General features: G+C 71.3%; 12 protein-coding genes and 1 tRNA gene. 10 read left to right on the forward strand and 3 right to left on the reverse strand.

The features are described from left to right. The first annotated feature begins 15 nt into the window (after nucleotides 1-15). From murI to rdgB, 3 genes are read left to right on the forward strand one after another with little or no spacing between them, the layout of a single operon-like run. Nucleotides 16-861, forward strand: coding sequence for a glutamate racemase (murI, locus tag DEJ08_RS04760; RefSeq protein ID WP_111022679.1), 846 nt, complete (start codon nucleotides 16-18; stop codon nucleotides 859-861). Then, the gene (gene rph, locus DEJ08_RS04765; protein ID WP_027464601.1) at nucleotides 858-1595 is read left to right on the forward strand and encodes a ribonuclease PH; all 738 of its coding nucleotides are present in this window, start codon (nucleotides 858-860) and stop codon (nucleotides 1593-1595) included. Before murI ends, rph begins: the two co-directional genes overlap by 4 nt. Next, a complete protein-coding gene (rdgB, locus tag DEJ08_RS04770) occupies nucleotides 1592-2185 on the forward strand; it encodes an RdgB/HAM1 family non-canonical purine NTP pyrophosphatase (protein WP_111054508.1) in 594 nt (197 codons plus the stop codon). The genes rph and rdgB overlap by 4 nt, the downstream gene beginning before the upstream one ends. A gap of 95 nt (nucleotides 2186-2280) precedes the next feature. Here the strand turns inward: rdgB and DEJ08_RS04775 are convergent, their stop codons facing one another. The 3 genes from DEJ08_RS04775 to DEJ08_RS04785 form a co-directional block, all read right to left on the reverse strand. Continuing rightward, the gene (locus DEJ08_RS04775; protein WP_027464603.1) at nucleotides 2281-2988 is read right to left on the reverse strand and encodes a DedA family protein; all 708 of its coding nucleotides are present in this window, start codon (nucleotides 2986-2988) and stop codon (nucleotides 2281-2283) included. Nucleotides 2989-3132: 144 nt separating this feature from the next. After that, a tRNA-Leu gene (locus tag DEJ08_RS04780) sits at nucleotides 3133-3213 on the reverse strand. 166 nt (nucleotides 3214-3379) lie between these two features. After that, the gene (locus DEJ08_RS04785; protein ID WP_111038788.1) at nucleotides 3380-4687 is read right to left on the reverse strand and encodes an MFS transporter; all 1308 of its coding nucleotides are present in this window, start codon (nucleotides 4685-4687) and stop codon (nucleotides 3380-3382) included. 56 nt (nucleotides 4688-4743) lie between these two features. Here DEJ08_RS04785 and mnmA point away from each other — a divergent pair, with 56 nt between their 5' ends. The 7 genes from mnmA (at nucleotide 4744) to gatB (ending at nucleotide 15955) form a co-directional block, all read left to right on the forward strand. Beyond that, entirely contained in the window at nucleotides 4744-5850 is a 1107-nt protein-coding gene (mnmA, locus tag DEJ08_RS04790) for a tRNA 2-thiouridine(34) synthase MnmA (RefSeq protein WP_031259645.1), read from the forward strand. A gap of 66 nt (nucleotides 5851-5916) precedes the next feature. Continuing rightward, complete coding sequence (gene ligA, locus DEJ08_RS04795) at nucleotides 5917-8247, forward strand: NAD-dependent DNA ligase LigA (protein ID WP_111054507.1); 2331 nt, start codon at nucleotides 5917-5919, stop codon at nucleotides 8245-8247. Between the two features lie 193 nt (nucleotides 8248-8440). Further along, entirely contained in the window at nucleotides 8441-9853 is a 1413-nt protein-coding gene (locus DEJ08_RS04800; protein ID WP_111054506.1) for an alpha/beta hydrolase, read from the forward strand. 279 nt (nucleotides 9854-10132) lie between these two features. Beyond that, the gene (locus tag DEJ08_RS04805) at nucleotides 10133-12454 is read left to right on the forward strand and encodes a transglycosylase domain-containing protein (protein ID WP_111054505.1); all 2322 of its coding nucleotides are present in this window, start codon (nucleotides 10133-10135) and stop codon (nucleotides 12452-12454) included. A gap of 137 nt (nucleotides 12455-12591) precedes the next feature. Then, a complete protein-coding gene (gene gatC / locus DEJ08_RS04810; RefSeq protein ID WP_017887005.1) occupies nucleotides 12592-12891 on the forward strand; it encodes an Asp-tRNA(Asn)/Glu-tRNA(Gln) amidotransferase subunit GatC in 300 nt (99 codons plus the stop codon). Between the two features lie 11 nt (nucleotides 12892-12902). Then, nucleotides 12903-14450 (forward strand): Asp-tRNA(Asn)/Glu-tRNA(Gln) amidotransferase subunit GatA, encoded by a 1548-nt coding sequence (gene gatA / locus DEJ08_RS04815; RefSeq protein ID WP_027464607.1) that lies wholly within the window; start codon nucleotides 12903-12905, stop codon nucleotides 14448-14450. After that, nucleotides 14450-15955: an Asp-tRNA(Asn)/Glu-tRNA(Gln) amidotransferase subunit GatB gene (gatB, locus tag DEJ08_RS04820; RefSeq protein ID WP_111054504.1), complete on the forward strand. Its 1506-nt coding sequence runs from the start codon at nucleotides 14450-14452 to the stop codon at nucleotides 15953-15955. The genes gatA and gatB overlap by 1 nt, the downstream gene beginning before the upstream one ends. Nucleotides 15956-15986 lie beyond the last annotated feature (31 nt).

The following is a 15986-nucleotide window of genomic DNA, read 5'->3' on the forward strand; positions in this document are numbered from 1 at the left end:
CGGTACGCTGGTGCCGTGACGGATGCACCGATCGGAGTCTTCGACAGCGGGGTCGGCGGCCTCACCGTGGCCCGCGCCATCATCGACCAGCTCCCGCGCGAGAGCATCCGGTACGTCGGCGACACCGTGCACTCGCCCTACGGCCCGAAGCCCATCGCCGACGTCCGCCGCTACGCGCTCGAGGTCATGGACGACCTGGTCGAGCAGGGCGTGAAGGCCCTGGTGATCGCGTGCAACACCGCCTCGTCCGCCGTGCTCCGCGACGCCCGCGAACGGTACGAGCAGGCCTACGGCATCCCCGTCGTCGAGGTCATCCAGCCCGCGGCCCGCGCCGCCGTCAAGCAGACCCGAACGGGCCGCGTCGGGGTCATCGGCACCGTCGGCACCATCGCGTCGCGCGCCTACGAGGACGCCTTCGCGGTCGCCGCCGACGTCACGCTGACCACCGCCGCGTGCCCCCGGTTCGTCGAGTTCGTCGAGGCCGGGGACACCTCGTCGCCGTCGCTGCGCGAGATCGCGGCCGGCTACCTCGACCCGATCCGTGCCGCCGACGTCGACACCCTCGTGCTCGGCTGCACCCACTACCCGCTCATGTCCGCCGCGATCCAGTTCGTCATGGGTCCGGAGGTCACGCTCGTCTCCAGCGCCGAGGAGACGGCGAACGACGTCTACCGCCGGCTCGTGGAGCACGGGCTCGAGCGCACCGCGACCACCGCCCCGACCTACTCGTTCGAGGCGACGGGCGACGACAAGAACGGCTTCATCCGGCTCGCCCGGCGCTTCCTCGGTCCCGAGGTCTCGAGCGTCGGCCACCTCCAGACGGGGGCCATCACGCTGCCCCGCACCGAAAGGACCCCATGACCGACAACCTCCGCGTCGACGGCCGCACCGCCACCGACCACCGTCCCGTCACCATCGAGCGGGGGTGGAGCACGCAGGCCGAGGGCAGCGCGCTCATCTCCTTCGGCAACACGAAGGTGCTCTGCACCGCGTCGTTCACCAACGGCGTGCCCCGCTGGCTCGCAGGCAAGGGCACCGGCTGGGTCACCGCCGAGTACTCGATGCTGCCGCGGTCGACGAACGAGCGCATGCAGCGCGAGTCCATCAAGGGCAAGGTCGGCGGCCGCACCCACGAGATCTCCCGCCTGATCGGTCGTTCGCTCCGCGCGGTCGTCGACACGAAGGCCCTGGGCGAGAACACCCTCGTCATCGACTGCGACGTGCTGCAGGCCGACGGCGGCACCCGCACGGCGTCGATCACGGGCGCGTACGTGGCGATGGCCGACGCGATCGAGTGGGGCCGCGCCAAGGGCTTCATCGCGAAGAAGGCCACCCCGCTCACCGACAGCGTGCAGGCGATCTCGGTCGGCATCGTCAAGGGGGAGCCGATGCTCGACCTGGCCTACACCGAGGACTCCGCCGCCGACACCGACATGAACATCGTCACGACGGGGTCGGGAAAGTTCATCGAGGTGCAGGGCACCGCCGAGCACGCGCCGTTCGACCGTGACGAGCTGAACGTCCTGCTCGACCTCGGCCTGGCCGGCAACCAGTCGCTCGCGGCGATCCAGCGTTCGGTCCTGGGTCTGGCGTGACGTCCCGCGAGGTGGTGCTGGCCACCCACAACCAGGGCAAGGTCGTCGAACTGCGCGAGATCCTCGGGTCGGCGCTGGGCGAGGGTGTCGAACTCGTCGGGTACGACGGCCCCGAACCGGTCGAGGACGGCGACAGCTACGCGGCGAACGCCCTGATCAAGGCGCGTGCCGCCGTCGCACACACGGGGCTGCCGGCGCTCGCCGACGACTCCGGGATCGCCATCGACGCCCTCGGGGGCGCACCGGGCATCCACTCGGCCCGCTACGCCGGTACCCGCTCGGACGCCGACAACATCGCGCTGCTGCTCACCAACCTGCAGGGCGTCGTCGAGCGGACCGCCGCGTTCGTGTGCGCTGCCGCCTTCGTGACGCCCGACGGTCAGGAGCACGTCGTCGAGGCGGTCTGGAACGGGGAGGTGCTGACCGAGCCCGTCGGTGACGGCGGCCACGGCTACGATCCGGTGTTCCGGCCGGACGACGCCGACCGCTCGTCGGCGGAGCTCACCCGCGACGAGAAGAACGCCCTGTCGCACCGCAGCAAGGCGTTCCGGGGCATCGCGCCGATCGTGCGGGAGCACTTCGGCGTCTGAGCGCCGGCGCTCTCTTCGTCCCGCAGAACCGAAGTCGCCCCGAACCACGTGATCACGTGGTTCGGGGCGACTTTGGTTGTGCGCCGGTGCTGCGGCTAGAGCGTCGGGTCGACCGTCGGGGCCGTGGTGGCCTCGGCCTCGTTCGTGTGCTTCGCCTTGCGGGCGTTGCGCAGGTACGTCAGCGCCATCGGCACGACGGTCACGACGACCGCGGCGAGCAGGATGATGTCGATGTACTCGCGGACGATGTGCGCCACGAACGGGATGTGCCCGATGAAGTACCCGAGGAACGTCACGCCGACGCCCCAGACCACGGCGCCGATCGCGTTGTAGAGCGAGTACTTCTTGTAGTCCATCCGGCCGACGCCCGCCGCGATCGGGGCGAAGGTGCGGACGACCGGCACGAAGCGCGCCAGGATCACGGCCAAGGGGCCGAAGCGGTGGAAGAACGCGTTGGTGCGCTCGACGTTCGCCTTCGAGAAGAGCCCGCTGTCCTTCCGCTCGAAGATCGGGGGCCCGGCCTTCTTGCCGATGTAGTACCCGAGCTCGCCACCGAGGAACGCGGCGGCGCCGATCATCAGCGCCGCGACCCAGATCGGGATGCCGCCGATCTCGCCACCGCGGTCGAAGGCGAACAGGCCGGTGATGACCAGCAGGCTGTCGCCCGGGAAGATGAAGCCGATGAGCAGACCGGTCTCGGCGAACACGATCGCGCAGACCACGAGCACGGCGATGGCCCCGAAGTGGTCGAGGATGTACTGCGGATCGAGCCACGGGATCAGGGCGAGTGCGACGGAGTGCATGGTTCTTCCGGTCGTGGAGCGGGAGTCACGGGGAGGACTCCCGCGGGATGAGGGTACCGCCCGGAAGTGACCGGGCCATCCCTCGCAGGGTTGACCTGCACGAGGCGTGCGGATGACCGCAACGGTGCGCCAGGACGGACTCGGTGCGGAAGGAGGGACTCGAACCCTCACGCCTGGGGCACAGGAACCTAAATCCTGCGTGTCTACCGATTCCACCACTCCCGCGAGCAGCGGCAGTCTACCGAGCGCGGGGTGCGGGGCGGACGTGCGCCGGGCCTCCAGGCCGTGGGACGCACCGTGCGCACTCCGTGACCCGGTGCGAGGAACCGGACGTGGTGCGGGGTGGGCCGAGTGCCACCGAGTACGGAACCTCGCACGGGACGGCAGCGCGTCAGCGCAGCGGGCGCGGCAGGTACCGGGGCACGTACCGGAGCAGGATGCCCGCGCCGACCAGGCCGAGCACGCCCATCACCCCGCTCGCGACGGCGATGGACGCGACGGCGGTCACGCCGGAGATGAGGAGCGGTGCGGCCGCCGACCCGAAGTCGCCGGTGAACCGCCACGCCCCCAGGAACGGTGCCGGGGCGTCGCGCGGGGCGAGGTCCGCGCCGAGCGTCATGAGGATGCCGGAACCGACCCCGTTCGCCAGGGACATGCCCATCGCGATCGCGACGAACCAGCCGATCCGGGCGTCCAGGTGGCCGCTCCAGGCGAGCAGGAAGTAGCTGATGCTCAGGCCGAGCATGCAGGGCAGGGCGCTCGCGAGCCGTCCCCACCGGTCCATGATCTGCCCGCTCGTGTAGAACAGCGCGAAGTCGACGGCTCCGGCGATGCCGATCACGAGGGCCGCGGTCGAGTCGTCGAGGCCGACGCTCACCGCCCAGAGCGGCAGGATCACCTGCCGCCCGGCGCGCATCGCACCGATCAGGCCGGCGCCGCTGCCGAGCCGCAGCAGGACCGCCCCGTTCGCGCGGATGGTGCGGAAGAGGCCCTGCGCCTCCTGCTGGACGAACTGGGCCCCGGTGTCGGCGGGCGGTTCGGTCGCGTGGTCGCTCGCGTCCGTCGCGTGGTCGGCCGACAGCCGGGAGGCCCGTGGCGGCAACCGCAGGCCGCGTGTGCCCGTCGCGGGGTCGCGCAGCACCAGGAGCACGGTCGCGGCCGCCAGGCAGCAGACGACGTGGATCCAGAAGGCGCTGCTGGTGGTGCCGGTCAGGTGGATGACGCCGGCGGCGATGAACGGGCCGACGAAGTAGCCGAAGCGGAAGACGCCGCCGAGGCTCGACAGCGCCCGGGCCCGGATCCGCAGGGGGATCGCGGTGGTCATGTAGGCGTGCCGGGCGAGGGCGAACACCGCGGTGGAGACGCCGACCAGGAACACCCCGAGCGCCAGGACCCAGGCGTTCGCGGCCGTCGTGGCGACCACGAGCCCGACCACCGACACGAGCGCGGCGCCGATCATGGCGTTCCGCTCGCCGATGCGGGCGACGACGATGCCGGACGGCACGTCGCCGATGAGCTCCCCGACCAGGATGAGCGAGGCGACGAAGCCCGCGAACGCCAGGCTGGCGCCGAGCGAGTCGGCCGCGATCGGGATGATCGGGATGATCGCGCCCTCGCCGATCGCGAAGAGCGCGGCGGGCAGGAACCCGGACAGCAGGACGGACCGGAAGTCGAATGAGTCGTTCCCCGTCGTGGCCATCGCCCGACCAACGGTACGCCAGCGGTACCGCTTCGTCGGCGGGTTACCCTGGACGCATGCGTGTTCTTGCGGCGATGAGCGGTGGTGTCGACTCGGCGGTGGCCGCAGCCCGGGCGGTCGACGCCGGCCACGACGTGGTGGGTGTGCACCTGGCCCTGAGCCGGATGCCCGGCACCCTGCGCACCGGCAGTCGCGGGTGCTGCACCATCGAGGACTCGATGGACGCCCAGCGCGCCGCGTCGGCACTCGGGATCCCGTACTACGTGTGGGACTTCTCGGCCCGGTTCAAGGAGGACGTCGTCGACGACTTCGTGGCCGAGTACCAGGCCGGCCGCACCCCGAACCCCTGCATGCGCTGCAACGAGCGGATCAAGTTCGCGGCGCTGCTCGAGAAGGCACTGGCCCTGGGCTTCGACGCCGTCGCGACCGGGCACTACGCCTCGATCGTCACCGGTCCGGACGGCTCCCGCGAGCTGCACCGGTCGGCCGCGTGGGCGAAGGACCAGTCGTACGTGCTCGGAGTCCTGACCGCCGAGCAGCTGCAGCACGCGATGTTCCCGCTCGGCGCGACGCCGTCGAAGGACGAGGTCCGGGCCGAGGCCGCCGAGCGCGGGCTGACGGTCGCCCAGAAGCCGGACTCCTACGACATCTGCTTCATCCCGGACGGCGACACCCGCGGCTGGCTGGCGGACCGCGTCGGCACCGCCCCGGGCGAGGTCGTCGAGCGCGACGGCACGGTCGTCGGCTCGCACGAGGGCGCCACCGGCTACACCGTCGGACAGCGTCGCGGCCTGGCCCTCGGTCGCCCGGCACCGGACGGCAAGCCCCGGTTCGTGCTCGAGATCCGCCCGAAGGACAACACCGTCGTCGTCGGCCCGAAGGAGGCCCTCGCCGTCACCTCGATGTCCGGCTCACGGTTCACCTGGGCGGGCACGGCGCCGGCCGACCCCGCGACGCCGTTCGCCTGCGACGTGCAGATCCGCGCGCACGCCGACCCGGTGCCCGCGACCGCCCGGGTGCAGGACGACGTGCTCGTGATCGACGTCGACGAGCCGCTGCACGGGGTCGCTCCCGGCCAGACGGCCGTGGTCTACGTCGGCACACGGGTGCTCGGCCAGTGCACGATCGACACCACGGTCAGCGCCGTCCCCGTCGACGCCTGACCCCGCCGCTCCCGGGGCACACGCTCGCTGCACGCCGCGTCGGTGGTGCACGGTAGAACTGATGCCATGAGCGAGACCGACGCGACGTTCGAGACCATCGACCCCGACGGGCTCGACGCCGCCCAGGCCGCGCGCGAGGTCGACCGGTTGCGCGCCCGCGTCACCGAGCTGCGCCACGACTACTACGAGGGCAATGCCTCGCCCCTGTCCGACGCCGACTACGACGCCCTGGTGCACCGCCTCGACGCGATCGAACGGCGGTTCCCGGAACTCCTGACGCCAGACAGCCCGACGCAGACCGTGGGCGGGCAGGCGCAGACGACGCAGTTCGCGCCGGTCGAGCACGCCGAGCGCATGCTCTCGCTCGACAACGTCTTCAGCCCCGACGAGCTCACCGAGTGGGCCCTCAAGGTGCAGCGGGACGCCGGCGCCGAGCGGGTGCGGTTCCTGACCGAGCTGAAGATCGACGGCCTGGCCATCAACCTGCGGTACGAGCACGGTCGGCTCGTCTCGGCCGCCACCCGCGGTGACGGCGTGGTCGGCGAGGACGTCACCGGCAACGTCCGCACGATGGGCACGATCCCGGACCGCCTGTCGGGCACCGGTCACCCGCCCCTGGTCGAGGTCCGGGGCGAGATCTTCTTCCCGGTCGCCGAGTTCGACGAGCTCAACGCGAACCAGCGCGAGGCGGGGGAGCGCGTGTTCGCCAACCCGCGCAACGCCGCCGCCGGGTCCCTCCGCCAGAAGGAAGAGGGCAAGTCCGAGGCGAAGCGGGCCCTGATGGTCGACCGGCTGCGGCGTCTGCGGATGCTCGTGCACGGCATCGGCGCGTGGCCCGTCCGTGAACTCGAGCAGGGCACCGACGTCCGCAGCCAGTCCGAGGTCTACGAGCTACTGCAGACCTGGGGACTCCCGACGAGCAGCCACTACCGGGTGTTCGACACCATCGACGAGGTCAACGGCTTCGTCCGGACCACGGGGGAGCGCCGTTCGTCGGTCGAGCACCAGATCGACGGCGTCGTCGTGAAGGTCGACGACCTCGCCCTGCACGAGGAACTCGGGTCGACGTCGCGGGCGCCGCGGTGGGCGATCGCGTACAAGTACCCGCCGGAAGAAGTGCACACGACGCTCACCGACATCGTGGTCAGCGTCGGCCGCACCGGCCGTGCCACCCCGTTCGCGGTGATGGCCCCGGCCGAGGTCGCCGGGTCCGTCGTCCGCCAGGCCACGCTGCACAACCAGCAGGTCGTCAAGGCGAAGGGCGTGCTGATCGGCGACACCGTCGTGCTGCGGAAGGCCGGCGACGTCATCCCAGAGGTGCTCGGCCCGGTGGTCGAGCTCCGTGACGGCTCCGAGCGCGAGTTCGTGATGCCGACCAACTGCCCCGAGTGCGGCACTGAGCTCGCCCCCGCGAAGGAAGGCGACATCGACCTGCGCTGCCCGAACGCGAAGAGCTGCCCGGCGCAGGTGCGCGGTCGGGTCGAGCACATCGCCTCGCGCGGGTCGCTCGACATCGAGGGGCTCGGCGAGGTCGCGGCCGCGGCGCTCACGCAGCCCCTCCGCCCGGAGACCCCGCCGCTCGTCACCGAGGCCGGACTGTTCGACCTGACGATGCAGGACATCGTCCCGATCGAGGTCATCGTCCGCGACGCCGAGACCGGCATGGAGAAGGTCGACGACGACGGCACCCCGAAGCGCGTCACGCCGTTCAGCCGGGCGCGCAAGAAGACCGACCCGCCGTTCGACCCCGAGGCACGCGGCGCCGACTACACCGGTGAGCCGAGCCGCTACCCGTCGAAGAACGCGTTCGAGATGCTCGCGAACATCGACGCGGCGAAGACGAAGCCCCTCTGGCGGATCCTGGTCGGCCTGAGCATCCGCCACGTCGGACCCGTCGCCGCCCGGGCCCTGGCGAACCACTTCGGGTCCCTCGACGCGATCCGGTCGGCATCGCGCGAGGACCTCGCAGCCGTCGACGGGGTCGGCGGGATCATCGCCGACGCCCTGCTCGCCTGGTTCGACGTCGACTGGCACCGCGAGATCATCGACCGCTGGACCACGGCCGGCGTGCAGTTCACCACCCCGGGCCACCCCGGCCCGGGCAGCGCCGACGTCGAGGGCGGCGTGCTGAGCGGCGTCACCGTCGTCGCGACCGGGTCACTCGAGGGCTACACGCGCGAAGGTGCACAGGAGGCGATCCTCACCGCCGGTGGCAAGGCTGCCTCGAGCGTCAGCAAGAAGACCGACTTCGTGGCGGCCGGTCCGGGTGCCGGTTCGAAGCTCACGAAGGCCGAGCAGCTGGGCGTCCGGATCATCGACGCCGAGCAGTTCCACCTGCTCGTGACCGAGGGGCCCGCGGCGCTCGCCGAACCGGAAGCGCCCACGACCGAGGACTGAGGACTGAGGACCGACCGGGGCGCGCAGCACGCCCGGTCGCATCCGCTGAGCGCGGCGCGCCGTCGAACGCGCCCAGTTCGGGGGACAAGTTGCATCGCGCATGGATGATCCGCGGACATCTCCATAGACTCGACCGAGCATCACCCGTCGTCTGCAGGGGGACGTCGGGACGGCCTTCCCGGGGGAGACCCGAATGCTGCTCATCGCTGCGGCTCTGCTCACCGCCTCGGTGCACTCGCTCGGAGTGATCGAGGCCCCAGGCATGCCCCCGGCGCACCAGGTCACGGTCGCCAGCACCGCCACGACCCGCATCGTCCCGGTCGACGACACGCTCTCGTCGGCATCGGCATCCGTGTCGGCTCCCGTGGCGACGCCGGTGGCGGCAGCGGCGTCGTCGTCGACCACGGTGGGGGTCGACGACCTCGCCGCCGCGCACGGGCGCGCCTTCGTCGAGGACCTCGGTGCACTCGGCGCCGCCGACCTGCGCAGCGCGGCCACCGACCGTCGTGTCGTGGCGACGGTGCAGGACGACCCGCCGCCCGCGCAGACCGTCGCGCAGTGGTGGTCGCACCTGCCCGCCGACGAGCAGGACCGACTCGTCGTGCACGCGCCCGCCCTGGTCGGGAACCTCGAGGGCGTGCCGTACGCCGTCCGTGACCAGGCCAACCGCGCGACGCTGACCTCCGGCCTCGCCGACGCCGACCTCGGCGCAGCCCGGGCCGCGATGCTCGGGCAGGTCCGGGACTCCCTGCTGCAGCAAGCCGGCGACCCGCGGCGCTTCCTGGTGGCGCTCGACACCCGGGGGTCCGGGCGGGCGGCGATCAGCATCGGCGACCTCGACACCGCGGCCGACGTCACCGTCGTGGTGCCGGGCATGTTCTTCACGGTCACCGGGCAGATGACCGACTTCACGAACACCGCCAACGACCTGTCCCGCGAGCAGGCCACCCTGGCGCCGCTCGCCGCCACGGGCAACGGGTCGGGAGCCGCCGTCGTCGCGTGGATGGGGTACCGCACGCCGGACCTGTCGAACATCCTGTCGCTCGGGCTCGCCCGGACCGGGGCGGAGCGGCTCGAACGGACCGTCGCAGGGCTGCGCGTGATCCGCGCTGGCGACCAACCGCGCGTGAACATCGTCGCGCACTCGTACGGGTCGACCACGGCGATGACGGCCCTGGCGTCGGGCCGGATGACCGCCGACACCCTGACCGTGCTCGGGTCGCCGGGCAGCGACGTCCGGACGGCGGACGACCTCGCCGTCGCCACCGGGCAGGTCTTCGTCGGCGGTGCGCACAGCGACCCCATCGCGGGCTCCGGGTACTTCGGCACCGACCCGGGCGGGGCGTCGTTCGGGTCGACCGTGCTCGACCTGGCCGGGGGCGCCGATGCGCTGTCGGCCGGTGACGTGTTCCGCCGCCCCGTGGGGCACAACGACTACCTCAAGCCGGGCACGGCATCGCTGCACGACGTCGCCCTGATCGGCATCGGCCGCGGCGACCTGGTGCGCGAGCAGGTCCGACGCGGCAAGTCGGGTGGTGACGGCATCGTCGGCGCCTCGCCGGACATGTACCTCGTGCGCCCGCAGGACCTGCAGCCCCGTGACTGACCGGCCGTGACCGACCGACCAGCCGAGGTGCCCTGAGCGGCCGGCTGTGCCCGACCGCCGACCGGGCGGACCCACCGGTCGTGGCGACGCGGTGGTCGTGACCCGATCGTGACCGGCGGCCGACGTGGTGGAGCCGTTGCGGACCTCCCGGCCGGATCCGCGCGCACGCACGGATCGCGACCCGTTCTCGGAACGGGCTGGGTGGCAACCTGAACGCGACCGCAGCCTGCACTCGTTCCAGGGCAGAACCAGTACAGCCCTGCTGCCTACGGTGCCGTCATGCGTGTGGTGCGATGGCCTGGTGCTCTCCTGATGTTCGTGGTGATGTCCGTGCTCGCCGGCATGCTCGTCGCCGTCGCGGTGACCCCGGCGGTCGCCGTCGCGGGTGAGGGGACCTCCGGGGCGGTCTCGTTCTTCGAGGACCTGCCGACCTACCTCGACGTGCAGACCCCGCAGCAGGTGTCGTCCGTGTACGCGGAGCAGGGCGGGAAGCAGGTCAAGATCGCCTCGTTCTACGCCGAGAACCGCACGAACGTGACGGCCGACCAGATGGCGGACTCGCTCAAGCAGGCGGCGATCGACACCGAGGACCCGCGCTACTACGACGAGGGCGGCATCGACGTGCTCGGAACGCTCCGCGGGGTCGCCGCGACCGTCGTCGGCGGGGACGTGCAGGGCGGCTCGAGCATCACGCAGCAGTACGTCAAGAACGTCCTGGTGCAGCAGTGCGAGGAGCTCACGGGCAAGGACCAGGCCGCCACCGAGAAGAAGGTCGAAGCCTGCTACGAGGACGCGGCCGGCGTCACGCCGCAGCGCAAGCTGCAGGAGATGCGGTACGCGATCGCGGTGAACAAGAAGTACTCGAAGGACGAGATCCTGACCGGGTACCTCAACATCGTCGGGCTCGGCGGGCGGGTCTACGGGGCCGAGGCCGGGGCCGAGTACTACTTCGGCGTGCACGCGAAGGACCTGTCGCTCGTGCAGTCGGCCACGCTCGTCGCGATCCTCAACAACCCGTCGAACCTGCGCATCGACGTGCCGAGCGACAAGGACAACGGCAAGGCCAACGGGTACGAGCTGACGAAGGAGCGCCGCGACTACGTGCTCCGCCGGATGCAGGCGCACGGGTCGATCACGAAGGCACAGATGACGAAGGCGATCGCGACGCCGGTCACGCCGAAGATCACCGAGACCGCCAACGGGTGCTCGACCGCCGCGACGCACTACGACGCCGGGTACTTCTGCGACTACGTCCGCGACCAGGTGCTGCAGGACCCCGCGTTCGGCAAGACCGCGGCGGCACGCATCGCCACACTCGACACCAAGGGCCTGCAGATCCACACCTCGCTCGACCTCGACCTGCAGGGCCAGGCACAGTCCGCCCTGTCCACCTACGTGCCGGCCACGATGGCCGGCGTCGACGTCGGCGGCTCGAACGTCACCGTGGAGCCCGGCACCGGCCGGATCATGTCGATGGTCCAGAACACCACCTACACGCAGGGGGACAACGCCGCAGCCGGTGCCACGGCGGTGAACTACAGCGCCGACTCCGGGTACGGCAACTCCGGTGGGTTCCAGACCGGCTCGACCTACAAGGTGTTCACCCTGGCCGAGTGGCTCGCCAGCGGGCACACCCTGTCCGAGTCCGTCTCCACCACCGAGCACACGTTCCAGAACTCCGAGTTCACGAACTCCTGCCAGAACGTCAGCGGCGGGGTCTGGCCCGTCGCGAACGCGGAGTCCGTGCCGGCGTCGATGACCGTGCAGGCCGCGACCGTCGAGTCGATCAACACGGCCTTCGGCGCGATGGGCAAGCAGCTCGACCTGTGCAAGATCGCCCAGCTCGCGCAGGCGATGGGGATCCACCGTGCCGACGGGGCTGCCCTCGGCCAGACGCCGTCCTCGATCCTCGGCGTGAACGAGCTGTCGCCGATCGACCTGGCCGAGGCCTACGCGGGCTTCGCCAACGGCGGCATCGTGTGCACGCCCACCGCGATCGACTCGGTGACCGAGGCGGACGGCACGAAGATCACCCCGACGCCGTCGTCCTGCACGCAGGGCGTCTCCGCCGACGTCGCGGGCACGGTCGACTACGCGCTGCAGGGCGTCCTGTCCGGTTCGGGCACCGCCGCGAGCGCGAACCCCGGGGACAGCGTGGCGAAGTTCGCGAAGACCGGCACCACCGACGGTGACGTGCAGAACTGGCTGGTCGCGTCGTCGACGAAGTACACGAACGCCACCTGGGTCGGCAACGTGCAGGGGAGCGTGAGCCTGGCGAACTGGCCGTTCCTGCAGGGCACCACCGGGTACAGCGCGAAGTTCGGGGTCGGGAAGTCGATGATGGCGTACCTCGACCAGACCGTCGGCGGGGGAGCGCTGCCGGCGCCGAACCAGGCGATGATCGGGCAGGCGAGCAAGTCGTCGTCTTCGTCTTCGTCTTCGTCGGGGTCCTCGTCCGGGCAGGGGACGGCGCAGGACGACCAGACGACGCCGACGGCTGCTCCGGCTGCGCCTGCTGCACCCGCTGCCCCGGCTGCGCCGGCGCCCGCCGCGACGGTGGCCCCGGCGGCACCGGCTGCGGGGGACCAGAACGGGAAGTGACCCTCGACCCCCTGGAGGCCCGGTGCCGGTCCGGCGGACCGGCACCGGGCCTCCAGGGGGTTGTCCACAGCCGCGCCTGCGCGCCCGACGCAGCCAATAGACTGTGGGGCATTCCACGAACCGATCGACGGAGCACCATGCCTGACATCACGAGCGAGCAGGTCGCACACCTGGCGAACCTCGCACGTATCGCACTCACGCCCGACGAGATCGAGAAGCTGACCGGGGAGCTGTCGCACATCGTCGAGAGCGTCGCCAAGGTCGCCGAGGTCGCGACCGACGACGTCCCGGCGACGAGCCACCCCGTGCCGCTCGGCAACGTCACCCGACCCGACGTGGTCGGCACGACGCTGACGCAGGAGCAGGCGCTCTCCGGGGCGCCCGACTCCGACGGCGAACGGTTCCGCGTGACCGCCATCCTCGGCGAAGAACAGTAGGGCGAAGAACAGTGACTGACGACATCACGAAGCTGAGCGCCGCGGCGCTCGCCGACGCCCTCGTGGCGCGCGACGTCTCGAGCGTCGAGGCCACCCAGGCCCACCTCGACCGGATCGCCGCCGTCGACGGCGACGTGCACGCGTTCCTGCACGTCAACCAGAACGCCCTGGCGGTGGCGAAGTCGATCGACTCCCGCCGTGCCGCGGGCGACGACCTCGGGCCGCTCGCCGGTGTGCCGATCGCCGTCAAGGACGTCCTGTGCACGCAGGACATGCCCACGACCGCCGGGTCCAGGATCCTCGAGGGCTGGGTGCCGCCGTACGACGCCACCCCCGTCGCGAAGCTCCGCGCCGCCGGCCTCGTGCCGCTCGGCAAGACCAACATGGACGAGTTCGCGATGGGCTCGACCACCGAGTTCTCGGCCTACGGGCCGACCCGCAACCCGTGGGACCTCGACCGGATCCCCGGCGGGTCCGGCGGTGGTTCGGCCGCTGCGGTCGCCGCGCACGAAGCACCCTTCGCCCTCGGCTCGGACACGGGTGGCTCCATCCGCCAGCCGGGTGCCGTGACGGGCACGGTCGGTGTGAAGCCGACCTACGGCGGGGTGAGCCGCTACGGCGCCATCGCCCTGGCGTCCAGCCTCGACCAGATCGGCCCGGTGTCCCGCACCGTCCTCGACGCCGCGCTCCTGCACGACGTCATCGGCGGGCACGACCCGAAGGACTCCACGTCCATCCCGGACGCCTGGCCCTCGATGGCCGCGGCCGCACGCGAAGGGCTGCAGGCGGACACGCTCCGCGGCCTGCGCGTCGGCGTGGTGAAGGAACTCGCCGGGGGCGACGGGTTCCAGGCCGGTGTCACCCAGCGCTTCCAGGAGACGGTCGCGCTGCTCGAGTCGGCCGGTGCGGTCGTCGTCGAGATCGACGCCCCGTCGTTCGCGTACGCGATCAGCGCGTACTACCTGATCCTCCCGGCCGAGGCGTCGTCGAACCTCGCCAAGTTCGACTCGGTGCGCTTCGGCCTCCGGGTCACGCCCGAGAACGGTGCCACCGTCGAGGACGTCATGGCCGCCACGCGTGAAGCCGGCTTCGGGCCCGAGGTCAAGCGGCGCATCATCCTCGGCACCTACGCCCTGAGCGCCGGCTACTACGACGCCTACTACGGCTCGGCGCAGAAGGTCCGCACGCTCGTGCAGCGGGACTTCCAGGCCGCCTTCGAGCAGGTCGACCTGCTCGTCAGCCCGTCGGCGCCGACGACCGCGTTCCCGATCGGGGAGCGCATCGACGACCCGCTGGCGATGTACCTCAACGACCTCACGACGATCCCGGCGAACCTCGCCGGCGTTCCCGGCATGAGCATCCCGAATGGCCTCGCGCCCGAGGACGGCCTGCCCGTCGGTGTGCAGCTGATGGCGCCCCAGCGTGAGGACGCCCGGCTGTACCGCTACGGTGCCGCCCTCGAGCGTCTGCTCGAACAGCAGTGGGGCGCGCCGCTCATCGCGTCCGTCCCGGACCTCGACCAGAGTCAGCAGTCCGCTGCGCAGGAAGGTGTGATCTGATGGCGCAGAAGGACGCGCTGATGGACTTCGACGAGGCGCTCGAGCGCTACGAGCCGGTGCTCGGCTTCGAGGTCCACGTCGAACTCGCGACGAAGACCAAGATGTTCTCGGACGCCCCGAACTTCTTCGGCGGCGAGCCCAACACGAACGTCACCCCGGTCGACCTCGGGCTGCCCGGGTCGCTGCCGGTCGTGAACGCGCAGGCCGTGCGGTACTCGATCCAGCTCGGGCTCGCGCTCGGCTGCTCGATCGCCGAGTCCTCGCGGTTCGCCCGGAAGAACTACTTCTACCCGGACAACCCGAAGAACTACCAGGTCTCGCAGTACGACGAGCCCATCGCCTACGAGGGCGAGGTCGAGGTCGAGCTCTCCGACGGCACGATCTACAACATCCCGATCGAACGCGCCCACATGGAAGAGGACGCCGGCAAACTGACGCACGTCGGTGGTGCCACCGGCCGCATCCAGGGCGCCGAGTACTCGCTCGTCGACTACAACCGTGCCGGTGTGCCCCTGGTCGAGATCGTCACGAAGCCGATCTTCGGCGCCGAGCACCGTGCCCCCGAGCTCGGAGCCGCCTACGTGCAGGTCATCCGCGACCTCGTCCGGGCGCTCGGTGTCTCCGAGGCCCGCATGGAGCGCGGCAACCTGCGGTGCGACGCGAACATCTCGCTGCGCCCCCGTGGGCAGGAGAAGCTCGGCACCCGCACCGAGACCAAGAACGTGAACTCGTTCCGCGCCGTCGAGCGGGCGATCCGCTACGAGATCCAGCGCCAGGCCGCGATCCTCGCCGCCGGGGGCACGATCACGCAGGAGACCCGCCACTGGCACGAGGACACCGGCCGCACCTCGGCCGGTCGTCCGAAGTCGGACGCCGACGACTACCGGTACTTCCCGGAGCCCGACCTGCTGCCCGTCGTGCCGGACCCGGCCGTCATCGCCGAGCTCCGTGCCTCGCTGCCCGAGGCCCCGGTCGCACGCCGCCGTCGCCTGAAGGGTGACTGGGGCTTCGCCGACCTGGAGTTCCAGGACGTCGTGAACGGCGGGCTGCTCGACGAGGTCGAGGGCACCGTCGCCGCCGGCGCCGCACCGCAGGCCGCCCGCAAGTGGTGGACCGGTGAGATCAGCCGCGTCGCCAACGCGCAGGACGCCGCCCCCGGTGACCTGGTGTCGCCGAAGCACGTCGCCGAGGTCATCGCGCTCGTCGAGTCCGGCGACCTGACCGACCGCCTGGCACGCCAGGTGCTCGAGGGCGTCATCGCGGGCGAGGGCTCGCCGGCGCAGGTCGTCGAGGCCCGCGGGCTCAAGGTCGTCTCGGACGACTCCGCCCTGACGGCCGCGGTCGACGAAGCACTCGCGGCGCAGCCCGACGTGCTGGCGAAGATCCAGGACGGCAAGGTCCAGGCAGCCGGCGCGATCATCGGTGCGGTCATGAAGGCCATGAAGGGCCAGGCCGACGCCGCCCGTGTGCGAGAACTCGTGCTGGAGCGCGCGCAGCAGTCCTAGGCAGTCCCACCACGGAGGGCACGGTACCGGT

Origin of the sequence: Curtobacterium sp. MCLR17_054 (genome assembly GCF_003234335.2) — a bacterium.
GTDB classification, from domain to species: domain Bacteria; phylum Actinomycetota; class Actinomycetes; order Actinomycetales; family Microbacteriaceae; genus Curtobacterium; species Curtobacterium flaccumfaciens.

What these genes read in the sequence shown, in the direction of transcription:
- rph (WP_027464601.1), top strand. Translation starts at nt 858, where the DNA reads ATGACCGACAACCTCCGCGTCGACGGCCGCACCGCCACCGACCACCGT.
- DEJ08_RS04775 (WP_027464603.1), bottom strand. Translation starts at nt 2,988, where the DNA reads ATGCACTCCGTCGCACTCGCCCTGATCCCGTGGCTCGATCCGCAGTAC.
- DEJ08_RS04785 (WP_111038788.1), bottom strand. Translation starts at nt 4,687, where the DNA reads ATGGCCACGACGGGGAACGACTCATTCGACTTCCGGTCCGTCCTGCTG.
- mnmA (WP_031259645.1), top strand. Translation starts at nt 4,744, where the DNA reads ATGCGTGTTCTTGCGGCGATGAGCGGTGGTGTCGACTCGGCGGTGGCC.
- ligA (WP_111054507.1), top strand. Translation starts at nt 5,917, where the DNA reads ATGAGCGAGACCGACGCGACGTTCGAGACCATCGACCCCGACGGGCTC.
- DEJ08_RS04800 (WP_111054506.1), top strand. Translation starts at nt 8,441, where the DNA reads ATGCTGCTCATCGCTGCGGCTCTGCTCACCGCCTCGGTGCACTCGCTC.
- DEJ08_RS04805 (WP_111054505.1), top strand. Translation starts at nt 10,133, where the DNA reads ATGCGTGTGGTGCGATGGCCTGGTGCTCTCCTGATGTTCGTGGTGATG.
- gatC (WP_017887005.1), top strand. Translation starts at nt 12,592, where the DNA reads ATGCCTGACATCACGAGCGAGCAGGTCGCACACCTGGCGAACCTCGCA.
- gatB (WP_111054504.1), top strand. Translation starts at nt 14,450, where the DNA reads ATGGCGCAGAAGGACGCGCTGATGGACTTCGACGAGGCGCTCGAGCGC.